Origin of the sequence: Noviluteimonas gilva, assembly GCF_009740395.1 — a bacterium.
In the GTDB taxonomy this organism is placed as follows: domain Bacteria; phylum Pseudomonadota; class Gammaproteobacteria; order Xanthomonadales; family Xanthomonadaceae; genus Noviluteimonas; species Noviluteimonas gilva.
On the sequence record NZ_WOXT01000001.1, the window covers coordinates 335300 to 360975 of the forward strand.

Sequence of the window (25676 nt, forward strand, 5' to 3'; positions counted from 1 at the left end):
GTAACTCTTGATTGCTTCCGGTTGGCGCGCGCGGTTTAAACCGCGGCGGCGCCACCGACGATTTCGGAGATTTCTTGCGTGATCGCCGCCTGGCGGGCCTTGTTGTAGACCAGGTTCAGCGTGCCGATCAGCTTGGTGGCGTTGTCGGACGCGGACTTCATCGCGACCATGCGCGCGGCATGTTCGGACGCCACGTTCTCGAGCACCGCCTGGTACACCAGCGATTCGATGTAACGCGTCAGCACGTGCTCCAGCACGGCCTGCGCGTCGGGTTCGTACAGGTAGTCCCAGTCGTGCTTGGCGACCTGCGTTTCCGACGCGGGCAGCGGCAGCAACTGGTCGAACGTCGCCTTCTGCGTCATCGTGTTGACGAAGTCGTTGTAGGCGAGGAACACCTTGTCGACCGTACCGGCCTGGTAGGCATCCAGCATCACCTTGATGACGCCCACCAGCTGCTCGACGTGCGGCGTGTCGCCCAGGTGCGTGACCGAGGCGAGCATGCCGACCTTGATGCGGCGGAAGAACACCGAGGCCTTCTGGCCGATGGTGACCACGTCGACCTCGATCCCCTGCTGCTGGAACTGGCGGAACTCGGCCAGCATCTTGCGGAACAGGTTGTTGTTGAGGCCGCCCGCGAGACCGCGGTCCGACGAAACGACGATGTAACCCACGCGCTTCACGTCCGCGCGCTGCACCAGGTAGGGATGGCGGTATTCGGAGTTCGCCTGGGCGAGATGGCCGATCACCTGCTTCATCGCACGCGCATACGGGCGCGAGCCCTTCATGCGGTCCTGCGCCTTGCGGATCTTGGACGCCGAGACCATCTCGAGCGCGCGCGTCACCTTGCGGGTGTTCTGCACGCTCTTGATCTTGGTTTTGATTTCGCGACCACCAGCCATCGTACGTCTCCGATTACCAGGTGCCGGTCGAACGGAACTCTTCGATGCCCTTCTTGAACGAAGCCTCGAGCTCGTCGTTCCAGTCGCCGGATTCGTTGATCTTCGAAACGACGTTACCCATCGTGTTGGCGAAGTGGGCCTGCAGGGCGGCTTCGAACGCGCCGATCTTGGCCACCGGCACGTCGTCCATGTAGCCCTTGTCGACGGCGTAGATCGAGAGCGACTGCTCGGCGACCGACATCGGCGCGTACTGCTTCTGCTTCATCAGTTCGGTCACGCGCTGGCCGCGCTCGAGCTGCTTGCGCGTGGCGTCGTCGAGGTCCGAAGCGAACTGCGCGAACGCCGCCAGCTCACGGTACTGCGCGAGCGCGATGCGGATGCCGCCCGAGAGCTTCTTCATGATCTTGGTCTGCGCAGCGCCACCGACGCGCGAGACCGAGATGCCGGCGTTCACGGCCGGGCGGATGCCGGCGTTGAACAGGTCGGTTTCGAGGAAGATCTGGCCGTCGGTGATCGAGATCACGTTGGTCGGCACGAACGCCGAGACGTCGCCGGCCTGCGTTTCGATGATCGGCAGCGCGGTGAGCGAGCCGGTCTTGCCCTTGACGGCGCCGTTGGTGAACTTCTCCACGTACTCCTCGGACACGCGCGCGGCGCGCTCGAGCAGGCGGGAGTGCAGATAGAAGACGTCGCCCGGGTAGGCTTCGCGGCCCGGCGGGCGGCGCAGCAGCAGCGAGATCTGGCGGTAGGCGACGGCCTGCTTGGACAGATCGTCGTACACGATCAGCGCGTCTTCGCCGCGGTCGCGGAAGTATTCGCCCATCGTGCAGCCCGAGTAGGCGGCGATGTACTGCATCGCGGCCGATTCGGACGCCGAGGCGGCGACGACCGTCGTGTACGCCATCGCGCCGAACTCTTCGAGCTTGCGCACGATGTTGGCGATCGTGGAGTTCTTCTGGCCGATCGCGACGTAGATGCACTTAACGCCGGAATTCTTCTGGTTGATGATCGCGTCGATCGCCACCGCGGTCTTGCCGGTCTGGCGGTCGCCGATGATCAGCTCGCGCTGGCCGCGGCCGATCGGGATCATCGAGTCGATGGACTTGTAACCGGTCTGCACCGGCTGGGAGACCGACTTGCGCCAGATCACGCCCGGGGCGATGGTTTCCACCGGCGCGGAGGTCTTGGCTTCGATCGGGCCCTTGCCGTCGATCGGCTCGCCCAGCGCGTTGACGACGCGGCCGAGCATTTCCGGACCGGTCGGCACTTCGAGGATGCGGCCGGTGGTCTTGGCGGTGTCGCCTTCGCGCAGGTGTTCGTAGTCACCGAGCACCACGGCGCCGACCGAGTCGCGCTCCAGGTTCAGCGCCAGCGCGTAGGTCGCGTTCGGCAGCTCGATCATTTCGCCCTGCATCGCGTCGGCCAGGCCGTGGATGCGCACGATGCCGTCCGACACCGAGGTCACGGTGCCTTCGTTGCGCGCTTCGGCAGCGAGCTTGACCTTCTCGATGCGGGTCTTGATCAGTTCGCTGATTTCGGACGGGTTGAGCTGCGTGGTAGCCATGTGTTTTTCCCGATTTGCCGACGTTGCCGCCGACGATTAGCAAAGAATTAGTTGGACAGCGCGGCCTGGAGGCGACCGAGCTTTCCGCGCAACGAGCCATCGATGACCACGTCGCCTGCGTCGATCACCGCGCCGCCGATCAGCGATTCGTCCACCGCGGTCTCGACTTCCACCTCGCGGCCGAAGCGCTTGACCAGCGCGGCCTTGATCGTGGCGAGCTCGGCGGCCGGCAGCGGCGTGGCGGAGGTGACGCGCGCCTTGACGACGCGTTCGGCTTCGAAGCGCAGTTCGTCGAACAGGCCCGCGATTTCCGGCAGCGCCGGCAGGCGGCGGTTGTCGGCGAGCAGCGCGAGGAAGCGCGCGTACGTTTCACCGTCGATCGACACCTGCGGCGGCGTCAGCAACGCCACCGCGTCGGCCACCGTCAGCGCCGGGTTGCCCAGGAGCGAGGCGACCTGCGGATCGGCGGCGACGCGCGCGGAGAAACCGAGCGCGTCGGACCAGCCGGCGAGCGCGTTGCCGTCCTGCGCCAGCGAAAACGCGGCGCGGGCGTAGGGACGGGCGAGGGTCAGGGCCTTGCTCATCGATGCGTCCTCAGAGCTGCGCGGCCAGGTCGTCGATCAACGCCTTGTGGGCGTTGGCGTCGATCTCGCGCTTGAGCAGCTTTTCGGCACCGGTCACCGCGAGCATGGACACCTGCTTGCGCAGGTCTTCCTTCGCACGGTTGGCGGCGGCGGTGATTTCCGCTTCGGCCAGCGCCTTCTGGCGGTTGGCTTCGGCGATCGCGTCGTTCTTGGCCTGGTCGATCATCTGGTTCGCGCGGGCGTGGGCCTGCTCGATGATCTCGTTGGCCTTGACGCGCGCGCCCTTGAGTTCTTCGTTGACCTTGTCCTGCGCCTGGGCCAGGTTCTTCTGGCTCTGGTCGGCGGCGGCGAGACCTTCGGCGATCTTCTGCTGACGGTCTTCGATCGCCTTCATCAGCGGCGGCCAGATGAACTTCACAGTGAACCAGATGAGGATCGCGAACGAGATCATCTGGCCAAGCAAGGTGATATTCGGATTCATGTCATGCCCTGCGAATCGAAGACGCTGCGGCCGGATGCCGCAACGCCGGGTCCAACGACGCGCACGCCGTCATGGCGTGCGCGCGGATGCTGCTTAGGCGGCTGCGTTCTGCAGCGCGGCGAGCAGCGGGTTGGCGAACGCGAACATCATCGCCACGCCGACGCCGATCAGGAACGCCGCGTCGATCAGGCCGGCGAGCAGGAACATGCGGCCCTGGAGCATCGGGACGAGCTCCGGCTGGCGGGCGGCGGATTCGAGGAACTTCGAACCCATGATGCCGATGCCGAGGGCGGCGCCGAGCGCACCCAGGCCGACGATGATGCCGATGGCGACGGCGGTGAGGCCCTGGACGTTGGCGATGAATTCCATGGTGGATCTCCGGATGACTTAAGCAGTTGGTTTGAAGGGTGAAGCGGAATATTGATTTGAAGCAGGTGGTGTTGCGTGCCGCGAAAAAACTTTTAGTGATGCTCGTGCGCCATCGCGAGGTACACGACGGTCAGCACCATGAAGATGAAGGCCTGCAGCAGGATGATCAGGATGTGGAAGATCGCCCAGATCGAGTTGAAGGCCACGCCGAACGGGAAGGTCACCCACGAGGCGAACAGGCCCGCGATCAGCATGAAGACGAGCTCGCCGGCGTACATGTTGCCGAAAAGTCGCATGCCCAGACTCACCGGCTTGGACAGGTACTCGACGAGGTTGAGGAAGAGGTTCGGGAGCGCGAGGATGATCTTCGCGAACGTGCCGTGCGCATGGAACGGCGCGGTGAACAGCTCCTTCGTGAAGCCCCAGCCGCCCTTGGCCTTGATCGAGTAGAAGATGATCAGGAAGAACACGGTGATCGACATCGCGAACGTCGTGTTGACGTCGGCGGTGGGCACCGGGCGCAGGAAGGTGTGGTGCATCGCTTCGGCGCCGCCCACGTTGTAGACCGCGGCGTTGACGATATCCAGCGGCAACAGGTCGATGGCGTTCATGAAGAACACCCAGACGAAGATCGTCAGCGCGAGCGGCGCGATGAAGCGGCGGTCGCCATGGAAGGTGTCCTTGACCTGGCTGTCGACGAACTCGACGACCATTTCGACGAAGGCCTGCGGCTTGGACGGAACGCCCGACGTCGCCTTGCGCGCCTGGGTCCACAGCAGGAAGCAGCCCAGCAGGCCGACGCCCAGCGCGACCATCCACGAATCCAGATGGAAATCGTGGCCCAGCACCTGCACTTTCCAGTGCGTCAGGTGGTGGACGATGTATTCGGTCAGGCCACCGCTGCTCTTTTCAGGACTCACGCCAGATCCTCGATTCCAAAAGCCACTCACGCCCAAAATTTCGTCGCGACCAACATGGCGACCGCGGCCATCGCCGCGCCGCCGAGCACCGCCACCGGGGGCAGGTGCCACACCGCGATGGCCAGGAAGATCCCGACGATCACGACCAACCACTTCGCGGCCAGCCCGAGCAACAGGCGCCCAAGCGCCATGCCCGCTCCCTGCACGCCGCCTCCGAAGGCGCTCCATGCGGCCACGAGGCCACCGAGCGTCATCGCACCACCGCCCACCAGCGCACCGAGCGCGGCTTCACGGCCGGACATCAGGCAGGCCAGGGCTGTCGCCAGCGTCACGAGCGCCTGCGTGGCGGCCGTACGCTGCGCCAGCCTCCGGCCGGCGGCGACGGTGTTCAGCACGCGCGTGATCCGGGGGAGGTGACAGAGGCTGCGGACCGATAAGGGCTCCGCGAAGCCCCGAAAGTATAGAACGGCGCCGGACGGGCGGCAACCGCCGGAAGCACCGGAAATCAGGCATTTAGCCGCGTGAACGCTTCGCCCGCACGGCTCGCGCGAACACGAGGAACCTTTCCGCGGGACGCCGGTCAGTGAGATCCGAGGCTGTCGCTACTTCCTCGTCGGTCCTCGCGGCAGGCTCATCGAAGCCCCGGCGTCTCGTCGCGTCGGGGCTTCGCCTTGTTGAATGCCGTGGTTCGCGCATCGCGCGAATCACACTCTGTCCTCTCCCCCTGCGTGCAGGGGGAGGCAGGGAGGGGGTAACGCTTTTGATCTATTTCTTCTTCGGCGCGTAGATGTCGGTCGCCGTCCCTTCAAACACTTCCGCAGCAAACCCCACCGACTCGCTCAGCGTCGGATGCGGATGAATGGTGGAGCCGATGTCTTCGGCATCCGCGCCCATCTCGATCGCCAACGCGATCTCGCTGATGAGATCGCCCGCGTGCACGCCGACGATGCCGCCGCCGATCACGCGATGCGTGGCTTCATCGAAGATCAGCTTGGTGAAGCCTTCGGTGCGATCGATACCGATCGCACGGCCGCTCGCGGCCCACGGGAACTTGCCGACCCCGACCTTCAATCCCTTCGCCGCCGCTTCGGTCTCCGTCACGCCGACCCACGCGATTTCCGGATCGGTGTACGCGACCGACGGAATCACGCGCGCGACCCACTCGCGCTTCATGCCGCTGGCGACTTCCGCGGCCAGGCGTCCTTCGTGCGAGGCCTTGTGCGCGAGCATCGGGTTACCGATGAGATCGCCGATCGCGAAGATGTGCGGCACGTTGGTGCGCATCTGGCGATCGACGGGAATGAAACCGCGCTCGGTGACGTTGACGCCTGCGCGTGCGGCGTCGAGCTTGCCGCCGTTCGCACTGCGACCCACCGCGACGAGCACGCGATCGAACGTCTTGCGCTCGGGAATGCTTTCGCCTTCGAACGAAACGTCGATGCCGCCCTTCTTCGCCTCGCTGGCGACGACCTTCGTCTTCAGGTGCACCTTGGCGCCCTGCTTCTTCAGGCGCGCGGCGAGCGGCCGGATGAGATCCGCGTCCGCACCGGGCATCAACTGATCGAGCAATTCGACGATCGTCACTTCGCTGCCGAGCGCGCGGAACACGTTCGCCATTTCCAGGCCGATGATGCCGCCGCCGACGACGAGCAAGGTCTTCGGAATCTCCGCCAACTCCAGCGCATCGGTCGAATCCATGACCCGCTTGTCGGTCCAGTCGAAGCTCGGAAGCTTCACCGGCTGCGAGCCGGCCGCGATGATGCAGTACTGGAAATGCAGCAATTGCGTGCCGCCTTCGCCGACGATTTCCAATTCATTCGGCGAAACGAACTTCGCCGTGCCCTGCACCTGCCGCACCTTGCGCTGCTTCGCCATGCCGGCCAGGCCCTTGGTGAGCTGGCCGACGACCTTGTCCTTGTACTTGCGCAGCGCATCGAGTTCGATCTTGGGTGCGCCGAAGGTGATGCCGAAGTCCTTCGCATGCGCGGCTTCATCGACGACGGCCGCCGCATGCAGCAGCGCCTTCGACGGAATGCAACCGACATTGAGGCACACGCCACCCAGTGCGGCGTAGCGTTCGACGATCACCGTGTCCATGCCGAGATCGGCCGCGCGGAACGCGGCGTTGTAGCCGCCGGGACCCGAACCGATCACGACGATCTGGCATTCGATGTCGGCCTTGCGACCGGTCGCGGCGGCGGGTGCGGGGCCACTCGACGGCGTCGCGGGCGACGGCGTGACCGGCGTTGCGTGCGCGGGCGCGGCGGGCTGCGCGGCTTTCGGCGCTTCTGCTTTCGCAGGGGCTTCCGCCTTCGCGGGTGCTTCGGCCTTCGCGGGCGCATCGCTCGCGCCTTCGCTTTCGACGATCGCAACGACGCTGCCTTCCGACAACTTGTCGCCGATCTTCACCTTCAACTCGGCGATCTTGCCGGCCACCGACGACGGGACTTCCATCGTCGCCTTGTCCGATTCGAGCGTGACCAGGCCCTGGTCCTGCTTCACAGTGTCGCCGACTTTGACGAGCAATTCGATCACCGGAACGTCGTCGTAGCCGCCGATGTCGGGAACCTTTACTTCGGTGCGTGCCATGGGGGCGTCCTCAGCGTGCGGGCGGATCGATCGGGCCGATGCGCGATGCGTCGAAGCCTTCCGGCTTCATCCAGTGAAGCCAGATCGTGCGCGCCTTGCCCTGGATGGCGGCGCGTTCGACCGGACCGGTGTAGCGGCTGTCTTCCGAATTGGGGCGGTTGTCGCCCATCAGGAAGTAATCGTCGGGACCGAGCGTGATGCGCTCGTACGTCCCCGGCGAAGCGCCGACGTTGGGCGTCGTGCGCCATGTTTCGCGCAGCGGCACGCCGTCGATCGACACGCGTTCGCCGGAAGCGTCGACGCGCTCACCGGGCAAGCCCACGACACGCTTGATCCAACGCTGGTCCGGATGATGCGGCGGAGCGAAGATCACGATGTCGCCGCGTTCGATCTTCGCCATTGCGCCTGCGCGATAGTCCACGGTGATGAAGTCGCCCGGCGTGAGCGTCGGCTCCATCGCGGTCGATGGGATGCGAAAGGGTTCGGCGCCGAAGATCGCTCCACGATGCTGCGCTACCAGATTCATCGCCACGATGGGCAACGCCGCAAGCCAGACATAGTGGTACCAGCGGTTGTACCAGCGCGGCGGTGCGCCCTCGGGCATGGCGCGTGCAAAGCGGAACGCCATGACGACGCAACAAAGCAAGAGCGCGAACCCGATCGCCAACATGACCCAATAGCCGTACGGCGCGAACATCAAGCCGGTGTGCGCACCCACGAACGTGATCACCGGCATCGCGAGTGCGAACGCGACGCCCCATCGGAGGCGTTGCACATAGGCGAACGCCGCAGGCGCGGCGAAATACGCGCCAATCACCGCCAGCAGACTGTTCCGCCGGCGCAGGCCGGTGGTCGCGACGACCTCGCTCACAGCGTCGCCCGACGCATGTCGCCGAGCAGTTGCGCCAGGAACGCGGTGAATCGCGCGGCGGCGGCGCCGTCGATCACGCGGTGGTCGTAGCTCAGCGAAAGCGGCAACACCAGGCGCGGCTGGAATTGCTTGCCGTCCCACACCGGCCTGGTCGACGACTTCGACACGCCCAGGATCGCGACTTCCGGCGCGTTGACGATCGGCGTGAACGCCGTGCCGCCGATGCCGCCGAGCGAACTGATGGAGAAGCAACCGCCGCTCATGTCGGCGGGCGAAAGCTTGCCTTCGCGCGCCTTGCCCGCGAGTTCCGCGGTTTCCTTCGCGATCTGCAGCACGCCCTTCTTGTCGACGTCGCGCACGACGGGCACGACCAGGCCGTTCGGCGTGTCGGCGGCGAAGCCGATGTGGAAGTACTTCTTGAGCGTGAGGTTCTCGCCGCTGGCGTCCAGCGATGCGTTGAACGTCGGGAACTTCTGCAGCGCGACGACCGAGGCCTTCATGATGAAAGCGAGCATCGTCAGCTTGAGACCGGCCTTCTCGTTTTCCTTGTTGAGCGCAACGCGCAGCGCTTCCAGGTCGGTGATGTCCGCGTCGTCGTGTTGCGTGACGTGCGGGATCATCGCCCAGTTGCGCGCGAGGTTGGCGCCGGCGATCTTCTGGATGCGCGTGAGCGGCTTGGTTTCGATTTCGCCGAACTTGCTGAAATCGACATGCGGCCACGGCAGCAGGTTCAAGCCGCCGCCCGCGGGCGCGGCACCGGACGACGGTGCGACACCACCGGCCAGCGCACGCTTCACGAAATTCTGGACGTCTTCCTTTTCGATGCGCCCCTTGCGGCCACTGCCCTGCATCTGCGTGAGATCCACGCCGAGTTCGCGCGCGAACAGGCGCACGGCGGGACTCGCATAGGGCACCTTGTCGGGCAGCAGACCATCGGCGTCGAACGCGACCGGCGGCGAACGCGGCGGCTGCGCTTCGGCATCGATGCCGGGCTTGCTGTCGAGCGTGGCGGCCTGGATCGACTGCTGCGCGATGCGATCGGGTTGCGTGGAAGGGGCGACGGGTTCGACACGCTCGCCTGTTTCCGACGTCGCCTTTGTCGGCGGTGGCGTGGCCGGGGCGGGCGCTGCGGGCGCGGGCGCCTTCGCTTCCTCAGGCTTCGCGCTCGCCGCCGCATCCGCGGCTTCGATCAACGCGACGACGCTGCCTTCCGACAACTTGTCGCCCACCTTCACCTTCAACTCGCGCACCACGCCGGCGAACGGCGCGGGCACTTCCATCGTCGCCTTGTCCGATTCGAGCGTGACCAGGCCCTGGTCGGCCTTCACGGTGTCGCCGACGGCAACGAGCAACTCGATGACGGGCACGTCGTCGTAACCGCCGATGTCGGGGACTTTGGCTTCCTGGGTTCCGGCCATGGCTGGCGACTTCCGTGGAGATTGGCCGTCTATTGTGGCCGCCACGGGACAGCGCGCCAACCGTTGCACGCGAGACCAAAAAAAACGCCCGCGGGGGAGGCACGGGCGGTGGGGGAAGCGCCGGGGTCAACCGGCGCGATTGGGGCCTGACGCGAGGTCAGTGGTAGTCGTTGCGAACCTTCATCCTGGCGTCGATCAGGTCCAGGCGGCTGCCGTCGGGCAGGCGATACACGAGCGCGTTGTCGATCGCGTCGAGCGCTTCCATGCGGCGGCACAGGGCTTCGGCGCGCTTTTCCAGCTGGTTCGCACGCGGCTGGACGCGGCGCTCGATTTCCTTGTCGAGGTTGTTCATGCGCTCGATGCGCGCATCGTCGCCGCTGAACGCGGCCGAGATCGCGCCGCCCACGATGTCGCCGATGACCGGCGGCAGCACTTCGGAGATGGCGTGCGAAATGCTGTTGCCGAGTTCGTTGCCGTTGAAACGATTCGCCGACACGGCCTTCGCCATGTGCTTGTCGATGTCGGCCCGCGACTTGGCCAGGGCCGCGCGGGTCTGTTCGGGATGGGCGCTCAGGCCGGTGGCGACTTCGCCCAGCGCGGTGAAGGCGATGTCCGCCGCGTCGCGGCCGATCTGCGCGGCCAGCGGCAGCGTGGCGCGGACGTGCTTCTCGTAATCGGCGATGCGCCGGCTGTCGTCCTTGCTGAGGTTGACCCAGGCGTTGTCGATGAACATGCGTCCATCGCGCATGACGATCGCCTTGGGCGTGCCCGTTTCCTTCGTCAGGATCACCGACTTGTCGGTGACGTTGAGGTCGTAGTCGCTGTCGACATCGCACTGCAGGTCTTTCGCCGCTGCACTGCCGCAGGCCATGGCGAGCGCCAGTGCCAGGCCGCTGTTCAACGCAAGCTTCATGCCACGCATCGGTCCATCTCCTCGTCGATGGGGCGATCATGCAACCGTCGTGCCGGAACTTCACGTGCCGGTGGGAGCCATGACTGACGTCATGGTGGCGCATGGGACTGCAACCATCCGCAAGGAAGGCGCATCTTCCCTACCGTGGCAAGCAAATCCCCCTCCTGCCACGGTGCGAGGTCCGTCATGTATTCCGTTCAACATGTCCTGTGGCGCGGCGTAATGGCACTCAGCCTGCTGGTCGTCGGTGGCGTTGGCGCCGGCGTGTCCGAGCAAGCCGCCCCCGCTGCTTACGATGAAGTCGCTTGCGAAGACGCCGCGTTCGTCTTCCATGGCGTGCAGGGTTCGATGAAATCCGAATTCGTGTTCGTGCAACCGCAACAGTCGTTGCAGGTGTTCGACACGGTCGTGATCCAGGCCATCCACCCGGTGCCCGAAAACGCGTGAGGCCGATGTCGCGCGACGCGGTGCGTCGCGCGCGAAGCTGAACGCTTGCGTCATCGAGTTGCGTTCGCGGTGAAATTCCGCCACTGATCGCGCGGCGCGCGCACGCCGCATCCGTTGTGGTTCATGCAGGCCTCGCAAGGATGGCCTCGCCCCATCTCCCCGGGGCCCAGAACACAACGAGGAGATTCCATGCGCAAGACTTATCAGGCCCTCGCCATCGCCGCCGCATTTGCGGCCACGTCGATGGCTTTCGCACAAGACACCAGTTCCACCGAGACCACGACGACGACGTCGACCACGACGCCCAAGCGTTTCAGCGTGGTGGGTGGTTACGCACACATGGTGCCGAAGTCGAATCCGGGCACGATCGCCGGGCAGTCGGCGGACCTGGATGGCAACGGCGCCGCGACGCTGAGCGGTGCATGGCACGTCGACGATCATTGGGCAGTCGAGCTGTGGGGCACGCCCGACAAGTTCAAGACGGACGTCAATCTCGCAAACGGTGGGCGCGGTTCCTACAAACAGCAGCCGATCGCGGTGAGCGGCCAGTATCACTTCGGGCAGGCATCGCAGCCGATTCGCCCGTTCGTGGGCCTGGGTTACTACGAATCGAACATCGACGATGAGCGTTTCGACCCCACGGTCGCGGGCGGCAACCATGTCGGCATGGACACGCCGAAGGGGCCGATCGCGACGGTCGGCGCGGACTTCAACATCACCGATCGCGTGTTCGCGCGTGCGGATGCGCGTTACCTGAAGAGCGATTCGGAGGCCAACGTGGCCGGCGTGCCCGTGGGTGAAGTGGACCTGGATCCGTGGGTCGTCGGCGTGGGTGTCGGCGCGCGCTTTTAAGCAACGATCCCGTACCCGGACCCTCTCCCCAACCCCTCTCCCGATGGGAGAGGGGCTTTTGCGTCACGGGTGCTCGGATTCGGCGTGCACCTTTTCGCGACGCAGCAGATACAGGCCGCTCGCGATGATGATCGCGGCACCGATCCACGTGACGGTATCGGGCAGCACGCCCCAGAAGAACAGATCCAGGCACACGCCCCACACGAGCGCGGTGTATTCGAGCGGCGCGATCAGCGAGGCTTCGCCCCATTTGAACGCGAGGGTGATCGCGTACTGCCCGAAGGCGCCCGCGACACCGAGGAATGCGATCAACGGCCAGTGCTCGCGCTGGACCGGCACCCAATCGGGATACGCGAGCGCGCCGGCACCGATCGCCATCATCGCGAGCAACCACACCATCATCGATTGCACCGAGTCGGTCTTCGCGAGCAGGCGCACGGTGATCGCCGAAATCGCATACGCCAGCGCGGACAACAACACGGCCATGCCCGCCAGGCTCAACACGCCCTGCCCGGTCGGACGCAACACGACGAGCACGCCGACCAGGCCGATCGCGATCGCGGTCCATCGCCGCGGGCCCACCTTTTCCTTGAGGAACGGCACGGACAACGCGGTGATCAACAAGGGCGCGACGAAGAAGATCGAATACGTCGTCGACAACGGCAACGACTTCAACGCATAGACGAAGGCCACCATCATCACGATGCCGAGCACGCCGCGCAGCAGATGCAGCGACCAGCGCACGCGGAACAACGGTATCAATCCAACCGTCACCAGCGCCCATGTGAGCACGAGCGGGAGCGAGGCGAGGCCGCGGATCGCCGCCACCTGGAACGGTGGATAGTGGACCGACAGCATCTTCAGCGCCGAATCCATCAACGCGAACATCAGCACGGCGATGAGCATCAGGCCGATCGCGCGCAACTGTCGGCGGCGATCGGTGTGGGCGGGGGAGTCCATCGCGCAAGCTTGGGGCAAGGCGGCGTCGGACGCCACCCATCGCGCATCCGGTAACCTTGCGTCATGAACTTGCCCAATGACAGCCGTCCCGCAGACCCCATCGCCGACACCCGCCGCTGGCTCGAACGCGCCGTCATCGGGCTCAACCTGTGCCCGTTCGCGAAAGCCGTGCACGCGAAGGGCCAGGTGCGCTGGGTGTTGAGCGATGCGTCGACGCCCGAGGCCTTGCTCGCCGAATTGGGCGAGGAACTCGCGTTCCTGCGCGATGCCGATCCTGCGGATGTCGACACGACGCTGATCGTGCATCCGGAGGTCTTGCAGGATTTCGTGGACTACAACGATTTCCTCGGCGACGCGGACAACCTCGTCGAAGTGATGGAGCTCGACGGCGTGCTGCAGGTGGCGAGCTTCCATCCGCAGTATCAATTCGCCGACAGCCATCCCGACGACATCGAGAATTTCACCAACCGCTCGCCGTATCCGACGTTGCACTTGCTGCGCGAAGACAGCGTGTCGCGCGCGGTGGAAGCCTTTCCCGATCCGGACGTGATCGTGGAGCGCAACGTGGAAACCCTGCAGAAGCTGGGCCGCGCGGGTTGGGACGCGCTATTGAAAGAGTGAGCTCGCGCGCTCTTCGTCGCTCACCAGGCGCCATTCGCCCGGCGCAAGTTCGCCCAGGGTCAAACCGCCGACGGCGCTGCGATGCAACGCCTCGACGTGATTTCCCACGGCCGCGAACATCCGACGCACCTGGTGATAGCGCCCTTCGGTCAACACCAGGCTTGCGTGGCGTGCATCGCGCACGTCCAGCGTCGCCGGCTTGAGCGGCGTATCTTCGGATTCGAGCATCAGCGTGCCACTGGCGAAGACGTCGGCTTCGTCGCCGCGCAGGTCCTGCGCGAGCGTGGCGTCGTAGCGCTTGGGCAAGTGGGCCTTCGGCGAGACGATGCGATGCAGCAGGCCGCCGTCGTCGGTCATCAGCAGCAATCCGCTGGTGTCGCGATCCAGGCGGCCCACCGTCGACAGCAACGGGGAGCGCAACCGGAAGCGCGGCGGCAGCAGGTCGTACACGATGCGGCCCTTGTCCTTCGTCGAGCACGTGTAACCGACGGGCTTGTTGAGCATGAGCAGCAGGCCGGCGGGCGGATCGAGCCGTTCGCCATCGACGCGGATCGCCTCGTGGTCGACTACGTCGTCGGCATACAGCACCTCGCCATCGGCATCGGTGATGCGCCCCTCGCGGAACATCCACTGCACTTCCTTGCGGCTGCCGTAGCCGAGGTTCGCGATGTGCTTGACCAGTTTCATGCGCGCACCCCTTCGAGCACCTTGAAGCCGCCTTCGTCGGCGAGCACGCGCACTTGCGCGAACCGTTCGCCGAGGATCGCTTCGTACGGCAAATGGCGATTGGCCACCATGATCAAGCGCCCACGCGCGCGCAGCGCCTGCGCGGCGACTTCGATGAAGCGACGGCCGAGATCCGGCCGATCGGCGCGCGACTGCGCATGGAACGGCGGATTCATCACGATGAAGTCGTATTGCTTCGACAGGCCTTGCGTGACGTCGTGCCAATGGAAGCCGACGTTCGCGCGGCCCGTGAGGTTCTGCCGGGCGAGCGCGAGCGCGCGTCCTTCCGCTTCGTACAGATCGATCGCCTGCACATGCTTGCAGCGCGCGAGCACATCCATGGCCAGCACACCGATGCCCGCGCCGAGATCGGCGCCCTCGCCCGCCAGGTCGGTCGGCAGGTGTTGCATCAGCAGGGCGGACGCCTTGTCGACGCGATCCCACGCGAACACACCCGGCCGGCTCAACAGCGTGTCGCCGGCGACGAAGCGCGGCGCATCGAGCACGCGCCATTCTTCCAGCAACGCAAGATCGGTCGAACGCGCGCCGGTCCAGAACACGCGGCAGTGCGACTTCGACAACACGTTGACCTGCCCCGCGAGACGCGCGAGATCCGCCTGCCCGGTCTTGGCACCTTCATCGTTCGGCATGCAGGCCACGACGACGCCCGACGGGCCCGCATGCATGAGCGCACGCGCGAACAGGGCGCGCGCTTCTTCACGTTGACGCGGTGGCAGCACGAGCACGAGCGGAAACGTGCCTTCGACGTCGTCGCCGTGGGTCGTGATGCCCGAGCGCTGCAACGCATCGAACGCAGGCTTGTAGCTCTGCTCGGCGACCAGGCCCGGCAGCGGGCGCGCATGCAGCGGCCAGCCATCGCGCGCGCGCAGGAACAGCGCACCGCCTTCGCGCGGCCACGCGAGCGCGCCCGTCGCGAAGGGATGGAACAGGGTTTCGAGCGCGGCGTCGGTGTCGCGCGGTCCGGAAATGTTCGACATGCCGCCAGTTTACGCGGCGTGTACCGCCTGTTCCCGGTGACGGCGCAATTGGTCGGTCAGCCACGTGGCGCCGACGCAGGCGCCGAGCGCCAGCGCCCAGTTCACCGCGACGGCCGAATCCAGGTGCAGGAACGCCGCCATCGGCGCGATCCACTCGGGGCCGTAAACGCCCACGACCACCGCGCTGCCGAGGCCGAAGATGCCGATCGCGGCACGCAGCAGCTTGCCTTCCAGCACGCCCGACCGCGCGGACTGCACGATCTCCGGCGCGCGCGCGTTGGCTTCGGCGCGTTGCGCGACCTGCGATGCGAAGTCCGCGGGCAGCAGGTCGGGCAAGGGCGCCCGCAGCGCGTCGGTCACTTTGCGATAGCGCAGCGCGAGCGGATCGGTCGACGGCACGCCGTCGCGCGCATCGCGCAGCGCGCGTTCCTGTGCCTGCCATTCGCGTTCGTCGATCGCGTTGCGCGACGGGTCGTTGTGGTTGGTGTTCATGCGGCGACTCCCATGCGTCCTTCCAGCACCTGGCGAAGGCGCTGGCGGCTGCGGAACAGGTGACTCTTGATGGTGCCCTCGGCGAGCCTGGTCAACTCGGCGATCTCGCCGATCGGCATCTCGTCCAGGTGATACAGCGTGAGCAGCGTGCGCTGCAGCGGCGGCAGTGTTTCGATCGCCGCGTGCAGGCAGCGTGCGGATTCTTCGTCGGAGACTGCGCCTTCGAGGTCGAAGTGGTCGCCGACGTTTTCCAGCAGGGCCTGATGCTCATCGGCGTCGGCGGCATCCTGCAACGGAATGCGCTTGCGCTCCAGGTGCCGCTTGGCGACCGAGTACGCGACCTGGCCGATCCACGCCTGCAGCGAGCTCTCGCCGCGATATTGGTGCAGATAGCGATGCACGCGCAGGAAGGCGTCCTGGCACAACTCGCGCGTGTCGTCGGGCTGGCGGACCATGCGCTGGATCACGTGGAAGCACAGGCCCTGGTATTGCTTGACGAGGCGTTCGAAGGACCCCGGTTTCTGGGCGAGCACGTCCGCCACCAGCGCGCGATCGGCTTCCCGATCAGGCGCTTCGGCGGGTGGGGTCGCGGCAGCGGGCGCGGGTCGTTCCAGGGGTCGGCCTCCATCCATGCCCATTCCAGATACGCCCGGTGGGCCATCGGTTGCAACCCGGGGTCGGCGACGAACGGTACGCCCGGCTGCAACCGGTCCCGCGCCGCCGGTATCTCCTGCTCCGTCACCCCAATCACGAACCCGACCCAGGCCCACCGGAGCACCCCATGAATTCCTTCGAGATGCTGATCCCCATCACCTTCTTCCTGGTCATCGCCTACATCGTCAAGGTGTTGGTCGATGCACGCACCAAGCGCGCGCTGATCGGCGCCAATGGCTCGGAGGAACTCGTCCGTTCGATCATGGCGGGCGAAGAGATCCGCCAGAAGCACAGCTCGCTGCGCTGGGGCGTCACGCTGCTGGCCATCGGCGCGGGCTTCGGCCTGATCGAAGCCGGCGGCTGGAACGAAGTCACGCCTGGCGTGATCGCGGTCCTCGCGGCCGCCACGGGCCTGGGCAACCTCGCCTACTACTTCATGTCGCGTCGGATGTCGGCTGCCTGAGTTTCGCGGGAAACGCGGCAACCCCTCCCCAACCCCTCCCCTGCAGTCGCAGGGGAGGGGCTTTGTTTTGTCCCGCAAGATGGGTTTGTTACGAGCGCGATAACGCCGGTTTGATCGGATGTCCACGGCCGCTGGACCATTGTGGGGATCGAACAATCTCTGCGGGAGCAGCGCATGCGAGCACTCTTCGTCGGTGGCACGGTCGACAATGCGGAACTCGACCTGGACGGCACCTCGCCGCCGAAGCACTACCCCGAGAACACAGGCGCGGGCCAGTCGCGCTACAACCTGCACCACGTCGGACAACGCAACGGCGGCGAGATCGCGTACGCGGTGTACGCCGCGCCGGATCTCGCGTCCTCTGAAGTCCAGCGTGTCGCGACGGAACGCGATTACGCGCGCAGGTTCGAAGCAGAACCCAAAGAAGTCGCTTGATTGCAGACAGCGCGTGGCGCTTACGGCGCCACGCGCCACACCGCATTGCCGACGTCGTCGGCGACCAGCAACGCACCATCCTTCGCCATCGCCACGCCCACCGGGCGTCCGCGCGCGTTGTCCTGCGCATCGAGGAAACCCGTGAGCACTTCCTGTTGTTCGCCCGCGGGCTTGCCGTTGGCGAAGGGAACGAAGATCACCTTGTAGCCACTTTGCGGATCGCGATTCCACGAGCCGTGCAAACCGATGAAGGCACCGTTGCGCCACGCGGCCGGCATCTTGTCGCCGGCGGAGAAGGTGAGGCCCAGTGACGCGACGTGCGGGCCGAGCGCGTAATCCGGTGCGATGGCTTTGGCCACCATGTCCGGGCGTTCGGGCTTCACGCGCGTATCGACGTGCGCGCCGTAGTAACTCCACGGCCAGCCGTAGAACGCGCCGTCCTTCACCGAGGTGAGGTAATCGGGCACCAGGTCGTTGCCCAATTCGTCGCGTTCGTTGACCACCGCGAACAGGACCTTCGACGACGGTTCCCACGCGATGCCGACGGGATTGCGCAGGCCACTTGCGAACACGCGCGACGCGCCCGTCTTCGCATCGATTTCCAGGATCGCCGCGCGGTTGTCTTCGATGTCCAGGCCGTTTTCCGCGACGTTGCTGTTGGAACCCACGCCTACATAGAACTTCGATCCATCCGGCGAGGCGATCAGGCTCTTCGTCCAATGATGGTTGCGCGGCGCGCCGGGTAACTGCGCGAGGCGCTGCGGCACCATGGTGATCTGCGTATCGCCTTCCTTGTAAGGCACCCACACCAGCGCATCGGCGTTCGCGATGAACAACCTGTCGCCGACCAGCGCCATGCCGAACGGCGAGAACAGGTTCGCGACGAGCACCGTTCTTGTTTCCGCAACGCCGTCGCCGTCCGTGTCGCGCAGCAAGGTGATGCGATTGGGGCTCGGCACGTCGGCGCCGGCCTTCGCGAACGCTTTGTTCATGAAGGCCGCGCGGATGGGATTGGCCGGTTCGTCGGGTGTCGGGGGCCGATTGGTTTCGGCGACGAGCACATCGCCGTTGGGCAGCACGTACAACCAGCGCGGATGCACCAGCCCGCTCGCGAAGGCGTTGACCTGCACGCCCGTCGCAGGCGTCGGCGTTTCGCCCGCCTTCCAGCCGACGACGGGGGAGATCTTCACCGTGGGCAGGAGCGCCTTGTCCGGCGCTGCAAGCGTTGGCGAGGGACCACTGACGGATTCGGGCGCGATTTCCGATTTCTGCGCGCACGATGTCGCGATGACGGCCGCGACGCACGCCGCAAGGATCGAGAACGCAAGACGCACGCGCATGGGTGACTTCTCCGAGGCAAGCCACCGAAGCGTGCGATGCGTGGCGTGAGGTTGATGTGGTCTAGCGCCAGTGCAACTCGACGCCCACGGTGGCGCCCCGCCCCGGCGCCGGTTCGTAATAACGACGATTGGCTTCGTTGACGATTACCGAACCCGCGTAAATACGATCGCCGAGGTTGTCGAGCGCGACGAACACACGGCCGTGTTCGAATCCATAGCCGACGCTCGCATTGAAGACTGCATACGACGGCGCGGACTCGTCACCGAAGTTGTTCACCGGCACCGCGTCGACATACACCCCTTCCACGCGCGCATGCCAGCCGCTTGAAACCTCGCCCCAACGGACCGCGGCCTGCGCCTGCGTCCGCGGAATCCCGGGGATGCGCGTGCCTGCCGCGACCGGCAGCGTCGGCACGGTGCAAGGCGCAGCCGTGCAGGCGAGAAAGCCATCGACGAAGTGCGCATCCAGCCACGTCACGGCAAACTCCGCGAGCCACGCATCGGCGAGCGGCAACGCGCCCGACAGTTCCAGTCCGGTGCGTTGCGCGCGCCCGGCGTTCTGGAACGTCGTGCGGCCGCCGGCGCTCGTGCCGACGGTGAGTTCGTCGTCCGTGCGCGCCTGGAACAACGAAAGCTCGGTGCGCAAGCGTCCGCGCGAGACCTTCATGCCCACTTCGGCACTGCGCGTACTCGCCGCCTGCAAGGCGAAGTTGAGGCCGCTGCCGCCGTCGCTGCGATATTGAAGTTCGTTGAATGTCGGTGTTTCGAAGCCTTCGCCGTAGGCCGCGTAGAACTGCAGCGCATCGTTCGCGCGCCAGCGCACGCCGAGCACGGGGGACGTCGCCGAATACGTGACACGCCCGCTGTCGTCCGGATTACCGGGGCGGATGTAGTGATCTTCGGAACGAAAGCGCACGCGGCTGTGGCGCGCGCCGGCGGTGAGTTGCCACGCATCGTTCGGGATCCAGGTGGCTTGCACGTAGGGATCGAGCGCATCGACGCGATCCACCTGGTCGGCGCGCAACGCACCGCGCACGCCGAGCGTGCCATCGACGAAGTTCTCATAGCCGCGGCGATCCTGGCGCAGGGCGTCGTACGACACGCCGGCGGTCCAGGACCACGCCGCGCCGATCGCGCCGGTCCAGCGCGCATCGACACCCGCGTACGGCGAATGCAGGTCCACCACGCCACCGTTGCTCAGCGGATTGCGCTGCGTGGCGACGGGGATCGCGAGGAACTGTTCGACCTCGCGTCGGCCTGCATACGCCGTCGCGCGAAACGCACCGTGTTCGACGACCGCGCCGAGTTGCCGCTGCGACACCGACTTGCGCGTATCGAAGATGAGCGCCTGCGGCGCGGCCTGCGTCGGATCGGCGACGAACTGCGCGCGATCCAGCCCCAACGGGTCCTGCGCGTTCGGTGCGTCGAGCGTATCGAGCACGAGGGTCGCGGTGGTCGCCTCCGATTGGAATCGAAACTTTCCATGCAGCAGGTTGCGCTCCGCGGCCGAGTGTTCGCGAAAGCCATCGGTGCGGAAATGCTGCGCGCCGAGCAAGCCACCGAAGTGTTCGCTCGCACCTTGCATCGCCAGCGACACGCGACGCGACGCATCCGGCCCGACATTCGCGCCGGCATCGATCGCCAACGCCCCTTCGGGATCTGCGGTGAACACCTGGATCACGCCACCGGCCGCATTGCCGTACAGCACCGAGAACGGCCCGCGCAGCACTTCGATACGTTCCGCGAAAGCGAGCGGCAGGTGCGACACCTGCCCTTGCCCATCGGGCATCGTCGCGGGCACGCCGTCGATGGCGAGCCGCACACCGCGAATCCCGAAGCTCGCGCGCGTACCGAATCCCCGGATCGAAATCTGCTCGTCCTGCGCGTAATTGCGCCGGTCGCGCGCGAGCAGCCCGGGCACCGTGGTCAAGCGTTCCGACAAGGCCGCACCGAGCGAATCGGTCCGCCCATCGTCGCGATCGATCACGCTCACCGAGGCCGGCACGTCGCGCGCTGCAGCCGGCGCATGCGTTGCGGTGACCTGCACACGATCGAGTTCGACCGGTGCCGTCTGCGCCCACGCGAACGCAGGCGCCAGGCTCGTGAGTGCGATCAGGGATTTCGAAGCGGGCATGCCGACGATGGTGGCATGCCCGCGTGAGGCGGCCGTAGATCAGGATGGAAGTGGATCAGGCGGGCACGAGGGTCTTCGCTTCGGGGCCACGCGCCGCCGCACCCGACACCACGTCGGCGACCGGCGCCGCCTGTCCGATGAGATAGCCCTGCGCGTAACGCACGCCCATTGCGCGCAGGCGTTCGAGTTGTTCGTGCGTCTCGACGCCTTCCACGACCACGCTCGCCTCGATCCCGTGGGCCATCGCGACAATTGCCTCGACGATCGCCATCGCGCGCTGCGAATCGAACATGTGCCGCGCGAATTCCTGGTCGACCTTGACGAACTCGAAGTCGAGTTTGTGCAGGTGCGTGAGGTTCGAGTACCCCGTGCCGAAATCGTCGAGCGCGAACGGAATGCCTTGCGCCCGGCAATGCTGCATCACCGCCGCGACGGGCGCGTAGTCGAGCATGCGGCTTTCGGTCACTTCGAGTTTCAGCGTGCCGGGCGGCAATTGCGCGCGCTCGACGCGCTGCACGATCTGGCGCGCCATGCCCGGCTCGACGAGTTGCCGCGCCGAGAGATTCACCGCGATGCTCGGCAACGGCAACACGCCCGCCTCGCGCAGGGCGACGAGTACTTCGATCACGCGATCGAGGACGTATTCGCCGACCGGCACGATCAGCGAGGTCTCTTCGGCGAGCTTGATGAACTCGGCCGGCGACACGGCGCCGCGATCGGGCAATTGCCAGCGCACGAGCGCTTCGTAACCACGCACGCGACCTTCGACGATGTCGAAGATCGGTTGGTAGCGCACCTCGAGCGTCTTCGTGTCGAGCGCATCGCGCAGTCTCGCTTCGAGGCGGATCTTGTCCAGGCCGGCGCGTTCTTCGTTCGATTCGGTTGCCAGGTCTTCGGCGGGCAGCGTGACGTCTTGCGGCAACGCGGCCAGGATGCTGCGCGTGCGGCGCAACAAACTCAGGACCAGCGTGCGCACGATCGCGTCGCCGCCGTCGAGGCGTTCGAGGAATTGGTCGTGGTCGATCGCGAGCAACGTAGTGTCGCCGTGCGCAGTGGCCGTCGCGCTGCGCGGTTGGCCATCGAGCATGCCGAGCTCGCCGATCAATTCACCTGGGCCCAGCGTGCCGTGGTGTGTGGTGCGACGACCGTGTTCGGAGTGGAGCTCGATTCCGCCGCGTTCGATCAGCCAGGCGCAATCGGATGGGTCGCCCTGCCGATACAGGACTTCGCCCGCGAAGAGTTCGCGGATCACGGTGCTCATGCCTCTTCCCCCTGTGGAAGACATGATGGATGTGAGAGGAGGATACGAAGATCGGGCGCGCAACCGGCCGACCCCGCGCCTCATCCCCCTTCCAAGGGGGATCGAGCGCGCAGAGCGCGCTCGAGGGGGATACCGCTCGCAGCGACTCCCTACTTCACGTACGTATTCGTCCCCAACTGCACCCGCACCTTCTTCGGTGGATCCTGCGTGCCATCGGCATGCGTGATCGTGACCGTGTAGATGCCGACCGGAATGCGCTCGAAGCGGTAGCGCCCATCTTCGGTGAGCGTCTGGTCCTGCTTGGTGCCGGTCTCGGGGTTTTCGATGTGGATCGCATCGCCGGCCTTCGCGCGGCCCCAGAGGCCGCCGCCGGATTGCTGCGCGAATGCGGAGGAAATGAACAGGCCGAGCGCGAACAACGCGACGGCGAAACGATGGACAGGCTTGGCCATGGCACCCTCCCGATCAAAGGAAACTGCCGCCAGTGTATGACGCAAAAAATGAAGGGCGCCTCGCGGGAGGCGCCCTTCACGACGAACGGTGCGGCGCGCTTACTTGATGCGCGCGGTCGTGCCGGCCTTGACCGCGATGCCCTTCGGCGCGTCGGCCGTGCCGTCGGCGTGCTTGACGACGATGTGGTACGTACCGATCGGCACCTGGCGGATCATCCACTTGCCGGTCTCGGCTTCGACCGTGATTTCGCGGTGGTAACCGGTGCCCACGCCCGACACTTCGACCGTGTCGCCGGGCTTGTTGTAGCCCATGAGGTTGCCGGCGGACTGCTGCGCCTGCGCGGAGAAGGCAAGGAGGGAGAACGCCGCGACGGCGAAAATGGAACGCTTCATGATGGTTCGTGCTCGTGGGGTGGGGTTTTCGAGCGCAATTTTAACGATCGCGGTGTGTCGGGGGACCGTGCCGGAGGTCACCGGATTGATGCACCGTTCACACGCAGTGTTGATTCGAACGGCAGTTGCGCGAACGTGCCGCCTTGCGCTAGCGCATCCGGGCCGAAGCGCCGTTCGGCGAACGTCAACCCGTCGTCATCAACCAGCAATACGGTGCTGCAACGCGTGCCGTAACGCGCGCCGCGCACGAACGGCGGCGACAACACGCGCTCCATGTCCAGGCCGACGCCCGTGTCGGGTAGGCGCGCATCCGGCGCGGGCGTGGTATCGGCGAGCGCGGCGAACAAGGGTTCGAGCGAGGCTTCGTCGACGCGATCTGGCGCGTGCGCCAGCCAGTGTTCGAGCGCTTGCGTGGCGCGCCCACTCTTCGGCCAGGGCGCATCGAAGGCGCCGTTCGACATCGCGTGGAGACCATCGCTCACCAGGCGCGTTTCGAAGCGCGGATGGTTGGTCGCGAAGTGCAGCGCATCGCCATCCCAGCACAACAGATTGAATCGGCCGTACTCGCTGGCCGTGTCGGCGAGCGATGCGGTGTAGCGATCCGCAGCGCCCTCGCCCGTCGCGAAGCCACGCACGAGCGCACCGCGCGAACGCGGCGCGGCTTCGGGATTCAAACCGGCGCGCACGTTCGTCACCGCGGTGAATCGATTGCGCGTGGACGCGAGCAACCAACTTCCGCCCGCCTCCAGGTCGCGTCCGCCGAACACGTGCGGAAACTCGGGATCGGGCCCCGCAGGCGCGGTCGGACGCCCATGGAATTCGTCGCGATTGGCGATCACCGCGAGCTTCCAACGCGGGTGCGCATGGAATCCGACGGCGATCAGGCACATCAGTCGACCGTCTCGAGTTCGCGCTGGCGTTCCTGCTGCTGCAGGTCCCACATCTGCGCGTAATGGCCCTGCATCGCGATGAGCGCGGCATGCGTGCCGCGTTCGATGATGCGACCCGCATCCATCACCAGGATCTCGTCGGCGCGCATCACCGTCGACAGGCGATGGGCGATGGTGAGCGTCGTGCGGCCCAGCGCGATGCGGTCGAGCTCGCCCTGGATCGCCTGCTCCGAGCGCGAGTCGAGCGCGGAGGTCGCTTCGTCGAAGATCAGGATCGCCGGGTTCTTCAACAGCGCGCGCGCGATGGCGACGCGTTGCTTCTCGCCACCGGACAACTTCAGGCCGCGCTCGCCGACTTCGGTTTCGTAACCGTCCGGCAGACCGGCGATGAGATCGTGGATGTGCGCGGCGCGCGCGGCGTGTTCGACTTCCTCGCGCGTGGCGCCGGGGCGTCCGTACTCGATGTTGTAGTAGATGGTGTCGTTGAACAGCACCGTGTCCTGCGGAACGATCGCGATCGTCGCGCGCACCGATTGCTGCGTGTAGTCGCGCACGTCGTGCGCGGTGCCGCCCGCGTCGGTGATCGTGATCCGCCCACCGTCGACGTCGTAGAAGCGATACAGCAGCCGCGCGAGCGTGGACTTGCCGGAACCCGAATGCCCGACGACCGCGACCGTCGCGCCGGGTCGAATGGTGAAATCGACATCGCGCAGGATCTGCCGCCGCGCGTCGTAGGCGAAGCGCACGCCTTCGAACCGCACTTCCGGCTGCGTGGCGTGCAGCGCCACCGAACCGGGGCGATCCTGCACGTCCTGGCGTTCGTCGAGCAGGCCGAACAGGCGTTCGAGGTTGGTCATCGCCTGCTTCACTTCGCGATACATCATGCCGAGCATGTTCAGCGGCGCGGAGAGCTGCAGCAGATAGGCATTGACGAGCACCAGATCGCCGACCGTCATCTCGCCGGCGACGACACCTGCTGCCGCGCGCCACATCATCGCCGAGACACCCAGAGCGACGATCGCCGTTTGCCCGAGATTGAGCACAGCCAGCGTCTTGCGGCTCATGACCGACGCGTTCTCCAGGTGCTGGAGGTTTTCGTCGTAGCGGCGCGCTTCGTGTTCTTCGTTGCCGAAGTACTTGACGGTCTCGTAGTTGAGCAGCGAATCCACCGCGCGCTCGTTGGCCTTCGTGTCGGCTTCCACGGCGGCGCGGTAATAGCGCGTGCGCCACTCGGTGATCGACACGGTGAACAACACGTACGCGACAAGGGTGATGCCCGTGATCGCGACGAAGCCCCAGTCGTAGGCCCACGCGAGCACCGCGGAGACCATGACGATTTCCAGCGCCGTCGGGATGATCGTGTAGATCGTCCAGTCCAGCAGGTCGGAGATCGCCGTGCCGCCGCGTTCGACGTCGCGCGCCACGCCGCCGGTCCGGCGCGCCAGATGGAAGCGCAGCGACAGCGCATGCAGATGGCGGAAGACCTGGAGCGTCACGCGGCGCGAGATGCGCGCCATCACGCGGGCGAAGACGACCTGCCGCAATTCGGTGAACAAGGTGACCGACACGCGCGAGGCGCCGTAGGCCAGCAACAGCGCGACCGGCAACACCAGCATCGTCGGCGCGACGTTGAGCGAGTCGACGATCTTTTTCAGCACCAGCGGCACGACGAGGTTCGCCAGCTTGGCCAGCACCACCAGCAACAACGCGAACGAGATGCGGCCGACGAAGGGCTTGAGGAACGGGACGAGCGAGCGCAGCACCTGCCAGTCGGCGCGCGCGCCCTTCGGCCGCGCGATGGGCGCGCTGCCGGCCACGGCGTCGGGCGCCGCGGCGATCTCGTCGGAGGCCTGCGTGGGCTGCGCTTGAGCTTGCTCGTCGGGGGTCTGCATGGGGCTTCACATGGAGGCGCGATGGACAGGATGCAACGCCAGCGGCGATCCTGCGTCC

28 protein-coding genes are annotated in these 25676 nt (G+C 66.1%); 5 read left to right on the plus strand and 23 right to left on the minus strand.

All coding sequences use genetic code 11. The features are described from left to right. Positions 1-35 precede the first annotated feature (35 nt). The 11 genes from atpG to GN331_RS01535 all read right to left on the minus strand — a co-directional run bounded on the left by atpG (position 36) and on the right by GN331_RS01535 (position 10617). On the minus strand, positions 36-899 hold the full coding sequence (gene atpG / locus GN331_RS01485) for a F0F1 ATP synthase subunit gamma (protein WP_156639665.1): 864 nt from the start codon (positions 897-899) through the stop codon (positions 36-38). Positions 900-912: 13 nt separating this feature from the next. Continuing rightward, complete coding sequence (gene atpA, locus GN331_RS01490) at positions 913-2463, minus strand: F0F1 ATP synthase subunit alpha (RefSeq protein WP_156639668.1); 1551 nt, start codon at positions 2461-2463, stop codon at positions 913-915. A gap of 47 nt (positions 2464-2510) precedes the next feature. Further along, a complete protein-coding gene (locus GN331_RS01495; protein ID WP_156639671.1) occupies positions 2511-3047 on the minus strand; it encodes a F0F1 ATP synthase subunit delta in 537 nt (178 codons plus the stop codon). A 10-nt stretch (positions 3048-3057) separates the two neighbouring features. Next, a complete protein-coding gene (locus GN331_RS01500) occupies positions 3058-3528 on the minus strand; it encodes a F0F1 ATP synthase subunit B (RefSeq protein WP_156639674.1) in 471 nt (156 codons plus the stop codon). Positions 3529-3621: 93 nt separating this feature from the next. Further along, on the minus strand, positions 3622-3897 hold the full coding sequence (gene atpE / locus GN331_RS01505; protein WP_156639676.1) for a F0F1 ATP synthase subunit C: 276 nt from the start codon (positions 3895-3897) through the stop codon (positions 3622-3624). Between the two features lie 92 nt (positions 3898-3989). Next, positions 3990-4817, minus strand: a complete 828-nt coding sequence (gene atpB, locus GN331_RS01510; RefSeq protein WP_331713326.1) for a F0F1 ATP synthase subunit A — start codon at positions 4815-4817, stop codon at positions 3990-3992. Between the two features lie 26 nt (positions 4818-4843). Then, complete coding sequence (locus GN331_RS01515) at positions 4844-5212, minus strand: ATP synthase subunit I (RefSeq protein WP_156639683.1); 369 nt, start codon at positions 5210-5212, stop codon at positions 4844-4846. Between the two features lie 370 nt (positions 5213-5582). Further along, positions 5583-7406, minus strand: coding sequence for a dihydrolipoyl dehydrogenase (lpdA, locus tag GN331_RS01520; RefSeq protein WP_156639686.1), 1824 nt, complete (start codon positions 7404-7406; stop codon positions 5583-5585). A gap of 10 nt (positions 7407-7416) precedes the next feature. Continuing rightward, a complete protein-coding gene (lepB, locus tag GN331_RS16935) occupies positions 7417-8277 on the minus strand; it encodes a signal peptidase I (RefSeq protein ID WP_156639689.1) in 861 nt (286 codons plus the stop codon). After that, complete coding sequence (locus tag GN331_RS01530; RefSeq protein WP_156639690.1) at positions 8274-9695, minus strand: dihydrolipoyllysine-residue acetyltransferase; 1422 nt, start codon at positions 9693-9695, stop codon at positions 8274-8276. Before GN331_RS01530 ends, lepB begins: the two co-directional genes overlap by 4 nt. A 157-nt stretch (positions 9696-9852) precedes the next feature. Next, positions 9853-10617, minus strand: a complete 765-nt coding sequence (locus GN331_RS01535; RefSeq protein WP_156639693.1) for a DUF2884 family protein — start codon at positions 10615-10617, stop codon at positions 9853-9855. A 213-nt stretch (positions 10618-10830) separates the two neighbouring features. On the opposite strand from GN331_RS01535, the gene GN331_RS01540 reads away from it, so the two are divergent. Together GN331_RS01540 and GN331_RS01545 are read left to right on the plus strand one after the other, a co-directional pair. Then, positions 10831-11055, plus strand: a complete 225-nt coding sequence (locus GN331_RS01540; protein WP_156639696.1) for a hypothetical protein — start codon at positions 10831-10833, stop codon at positions 11053-11055. A 189-nt stretch (positions 11056-11244) separates the two neighbouring features. Then, positions 11245-11907, plus strand: a complete 663-nt coding sequence (locus GN331_RS01545) for an OmpW/AlkL family protein (RefSeq protein WP_156639699.1) — start codon at positions 11245-11247, stop codon at positions 11905-11907. 63 nt (positions 11908-11970) lie between these two features. On the opposite strand, the gene GN331_RS01550 is transcribed toward GN331_RS01545, so the two are convergent. Then, the gene (locus tag GN331_RS01550; protein WP_231734313.1) at positions 11971-12867 is read right to left on the minus strand and encodes a DMT family transporter; all 897 of its coding nucleotides are present in this window, start codon (positions 12865-12867) and stop codon (positions 11971-11973) included. A 63-nt stretch (positions 12868-12930) separates the two neighbouring features. Here GN331_RS01550 and GN331_RS01555 point away from each other — a divergent pair, with 63 nt between their 5' ends. Further along, positions 12931-13488: a DUF1415 domain-containing protein gene (locus GN331_RS01555; protein ID WP_156639702.1), complete on the plus strand. Its 558-nt coding sequence runs from the start codon at positions 12931-12933 to the stop codon at positions 13486-13488. On the opposite strand, the gene GN331_RS01560 is transcribed toward GN331_RS01555, so the two are convergent. From GN331_RS01560 to GN331_RS01575, 4 genes are read right to left on the minus strand one after another with little or no spacing between them, the layout of a single operon-like run. After that, positions 13474-14175: a pseudouridine synthase gene (locus GN331_RS01560; RefSeq protein WP_156639705.1), complete on the minus strand. Its 702-nt coding sequence runs from the start codon at positions 14173-14175 to the stop codon at positions 13474-13476. The two genes, GN331_RS01555 and GN331_RS01560, sit on opposite strands and share 15 nt — an antisense overlap. Beyond that, complete coding sequence (locus GN331_RS01565) at positions 14172-15203, minus strand: class I SAM-dependent methyltransferase (RefSeq protein ID WP_331713392.1); 1032 nt, start codon at positions 15201-15203, stop codon at positions 14172-14174. The genes GN331_RS01560 and GN331_RS01565 overlap by 4 nt, the downstream gene beginning before the upstream one ends. Before the next feature lie 18 nt (positions 15204-15221). Then, on the minus strand, positions 15222-15704 hold the full coding sequence (locus tag GN331_RS01570; protein ID WP_156639710.1) for a hypothetical protein: 483 nt from the start codon (positions 15702-15704) through the stop codon (positions 15222-15224). Continuing rightward, positions 15701-16336: an RNA polymerase sigma factor gene (locus tag GN331_RS01575; RefSeq protein ID WP_156639712.1), complete on the minus strand. Its 636-nt coding sequence runs from the start codon at positions 16334-16336 to the stop codon at positions 15701-15703. The genes GN331_RS01570 and GN331_RS01575 overlap by 4 nt, the downstream gene beginning before the upstream one ends. Before the next feature lie 149 nt (positions 16337-16485). Between GN331_RS01575 and GN331_RS01580 the strand changes: the two genes are divergently transcribed. Continuing rightward, a complete protein-coding gene (locus GN331_RS01580; protein WP_156639714.1) occupies positions 16486-16821 on the plus strand; it encodes a DUF6249 domain-containing protein in 336 nt (111 codons plus the stop codon). Positions 16822-16995: 174 nt separating this feature from the next. Continuing rightward, positions 16996-17256: a hypothetical protein gene (locus GN331_RS01585; protein WP_156639716.1), complete on the plus strand. Its 261-nt coding sequence runs from the start codon at positions 16996-16998 to the stop codon at positions 17254-17256. A gap of 20 nt (positions 17257-17276) precedes the next feature. On the opposite strand, the gene GN331_RS01590 is transcribed toward GN331_RS01585, so the two are convergent. The 7 genes from GN331_RS01590 to GN331_RS01620 form a co-directional block, all read right to left on the minus strand. After that, positions 17277-18596, minus strand: coding sequence for a PQQ-dependent sugar dehydrogenase (locus GN331_RS01590; protein ID WP_156639718.1), 1320 nt, complete (start codon positions 18594-18596; stop codon positions 17277-17279). Between the two features lie 61 nt (positions 18597-18657). Further along, a complete protein-coding gene (locus GN331_RS01595) occupies positions 18658-20730 on the minus strand; it encodes a TonB-dependent receptor (RefSeq protein ID WP_156639720.1) in 2073 nt (690 codons plus the stop codon). Between the two features lie 55 nt (positions 20731-20785). Beyond that, positions 20786-21991: an EAL domain-containing protein gene (locus GN331_RS01600; protein ID WP_197426962.1), complete on the minus strand. Its 1206-nt coding sequence runs from the start codon at positions 21989-21991 to the stop codon at positions 20786-20788. Between the two features lie 149 nt (positions 21992-22140). Continuing rightward, positions 22141-22443 carry a carboxypeptidase-like regulatory domain-containing protein gene (locus tag GN331_RS01605; RefSeq protein ID WP_156639724.1) on the minus strand — a complete coding sequence of 101 codons (303 nt, stop codon included), beginning with the start codon at positions 22441-22443 and terminating at the stop codon, positions 22141-22143. Between the two features lie 99 nt (positions 22444-22542). After that, positions 22543-22836, minus strand: a complete 294-nt coding sequence (locus GN331_RS01610; RefSeq protein ID WP_156639726.1) for a carboxypeptidase-like regulatory domain-containing protein — start codon at positions 22834-22836, stop codon at positions 22543-22545. Between the two features lie 77 nt (positions 22837-22913). Then, a complete protein-coding gene (locus GN331_RS01615) occupies positions 22914-23726 on the minus strand; it encodes an NRDE family protein (protein WP_156639727.1) in 813 nt (270 codons plus the stop codon). Continuing rightward, positions 23726-25618, minus strand: a complete 1893-nt coding sequence (locus GN331_RS01620) for an ABCB family ABC transporter ATP-binding protein/permease (RefSeq protein ID WP_156639729.1) — start codon at positions 25616-25618, stop codon at positions 23726-23728. The genes GN331_RS01615 and GN331_RS01620 overlap by 1 nt, the downstream gene beginning before the upstream one ends. Between the last annotated feature and the right edge of the window lie 58 nt (positions 25619-25676).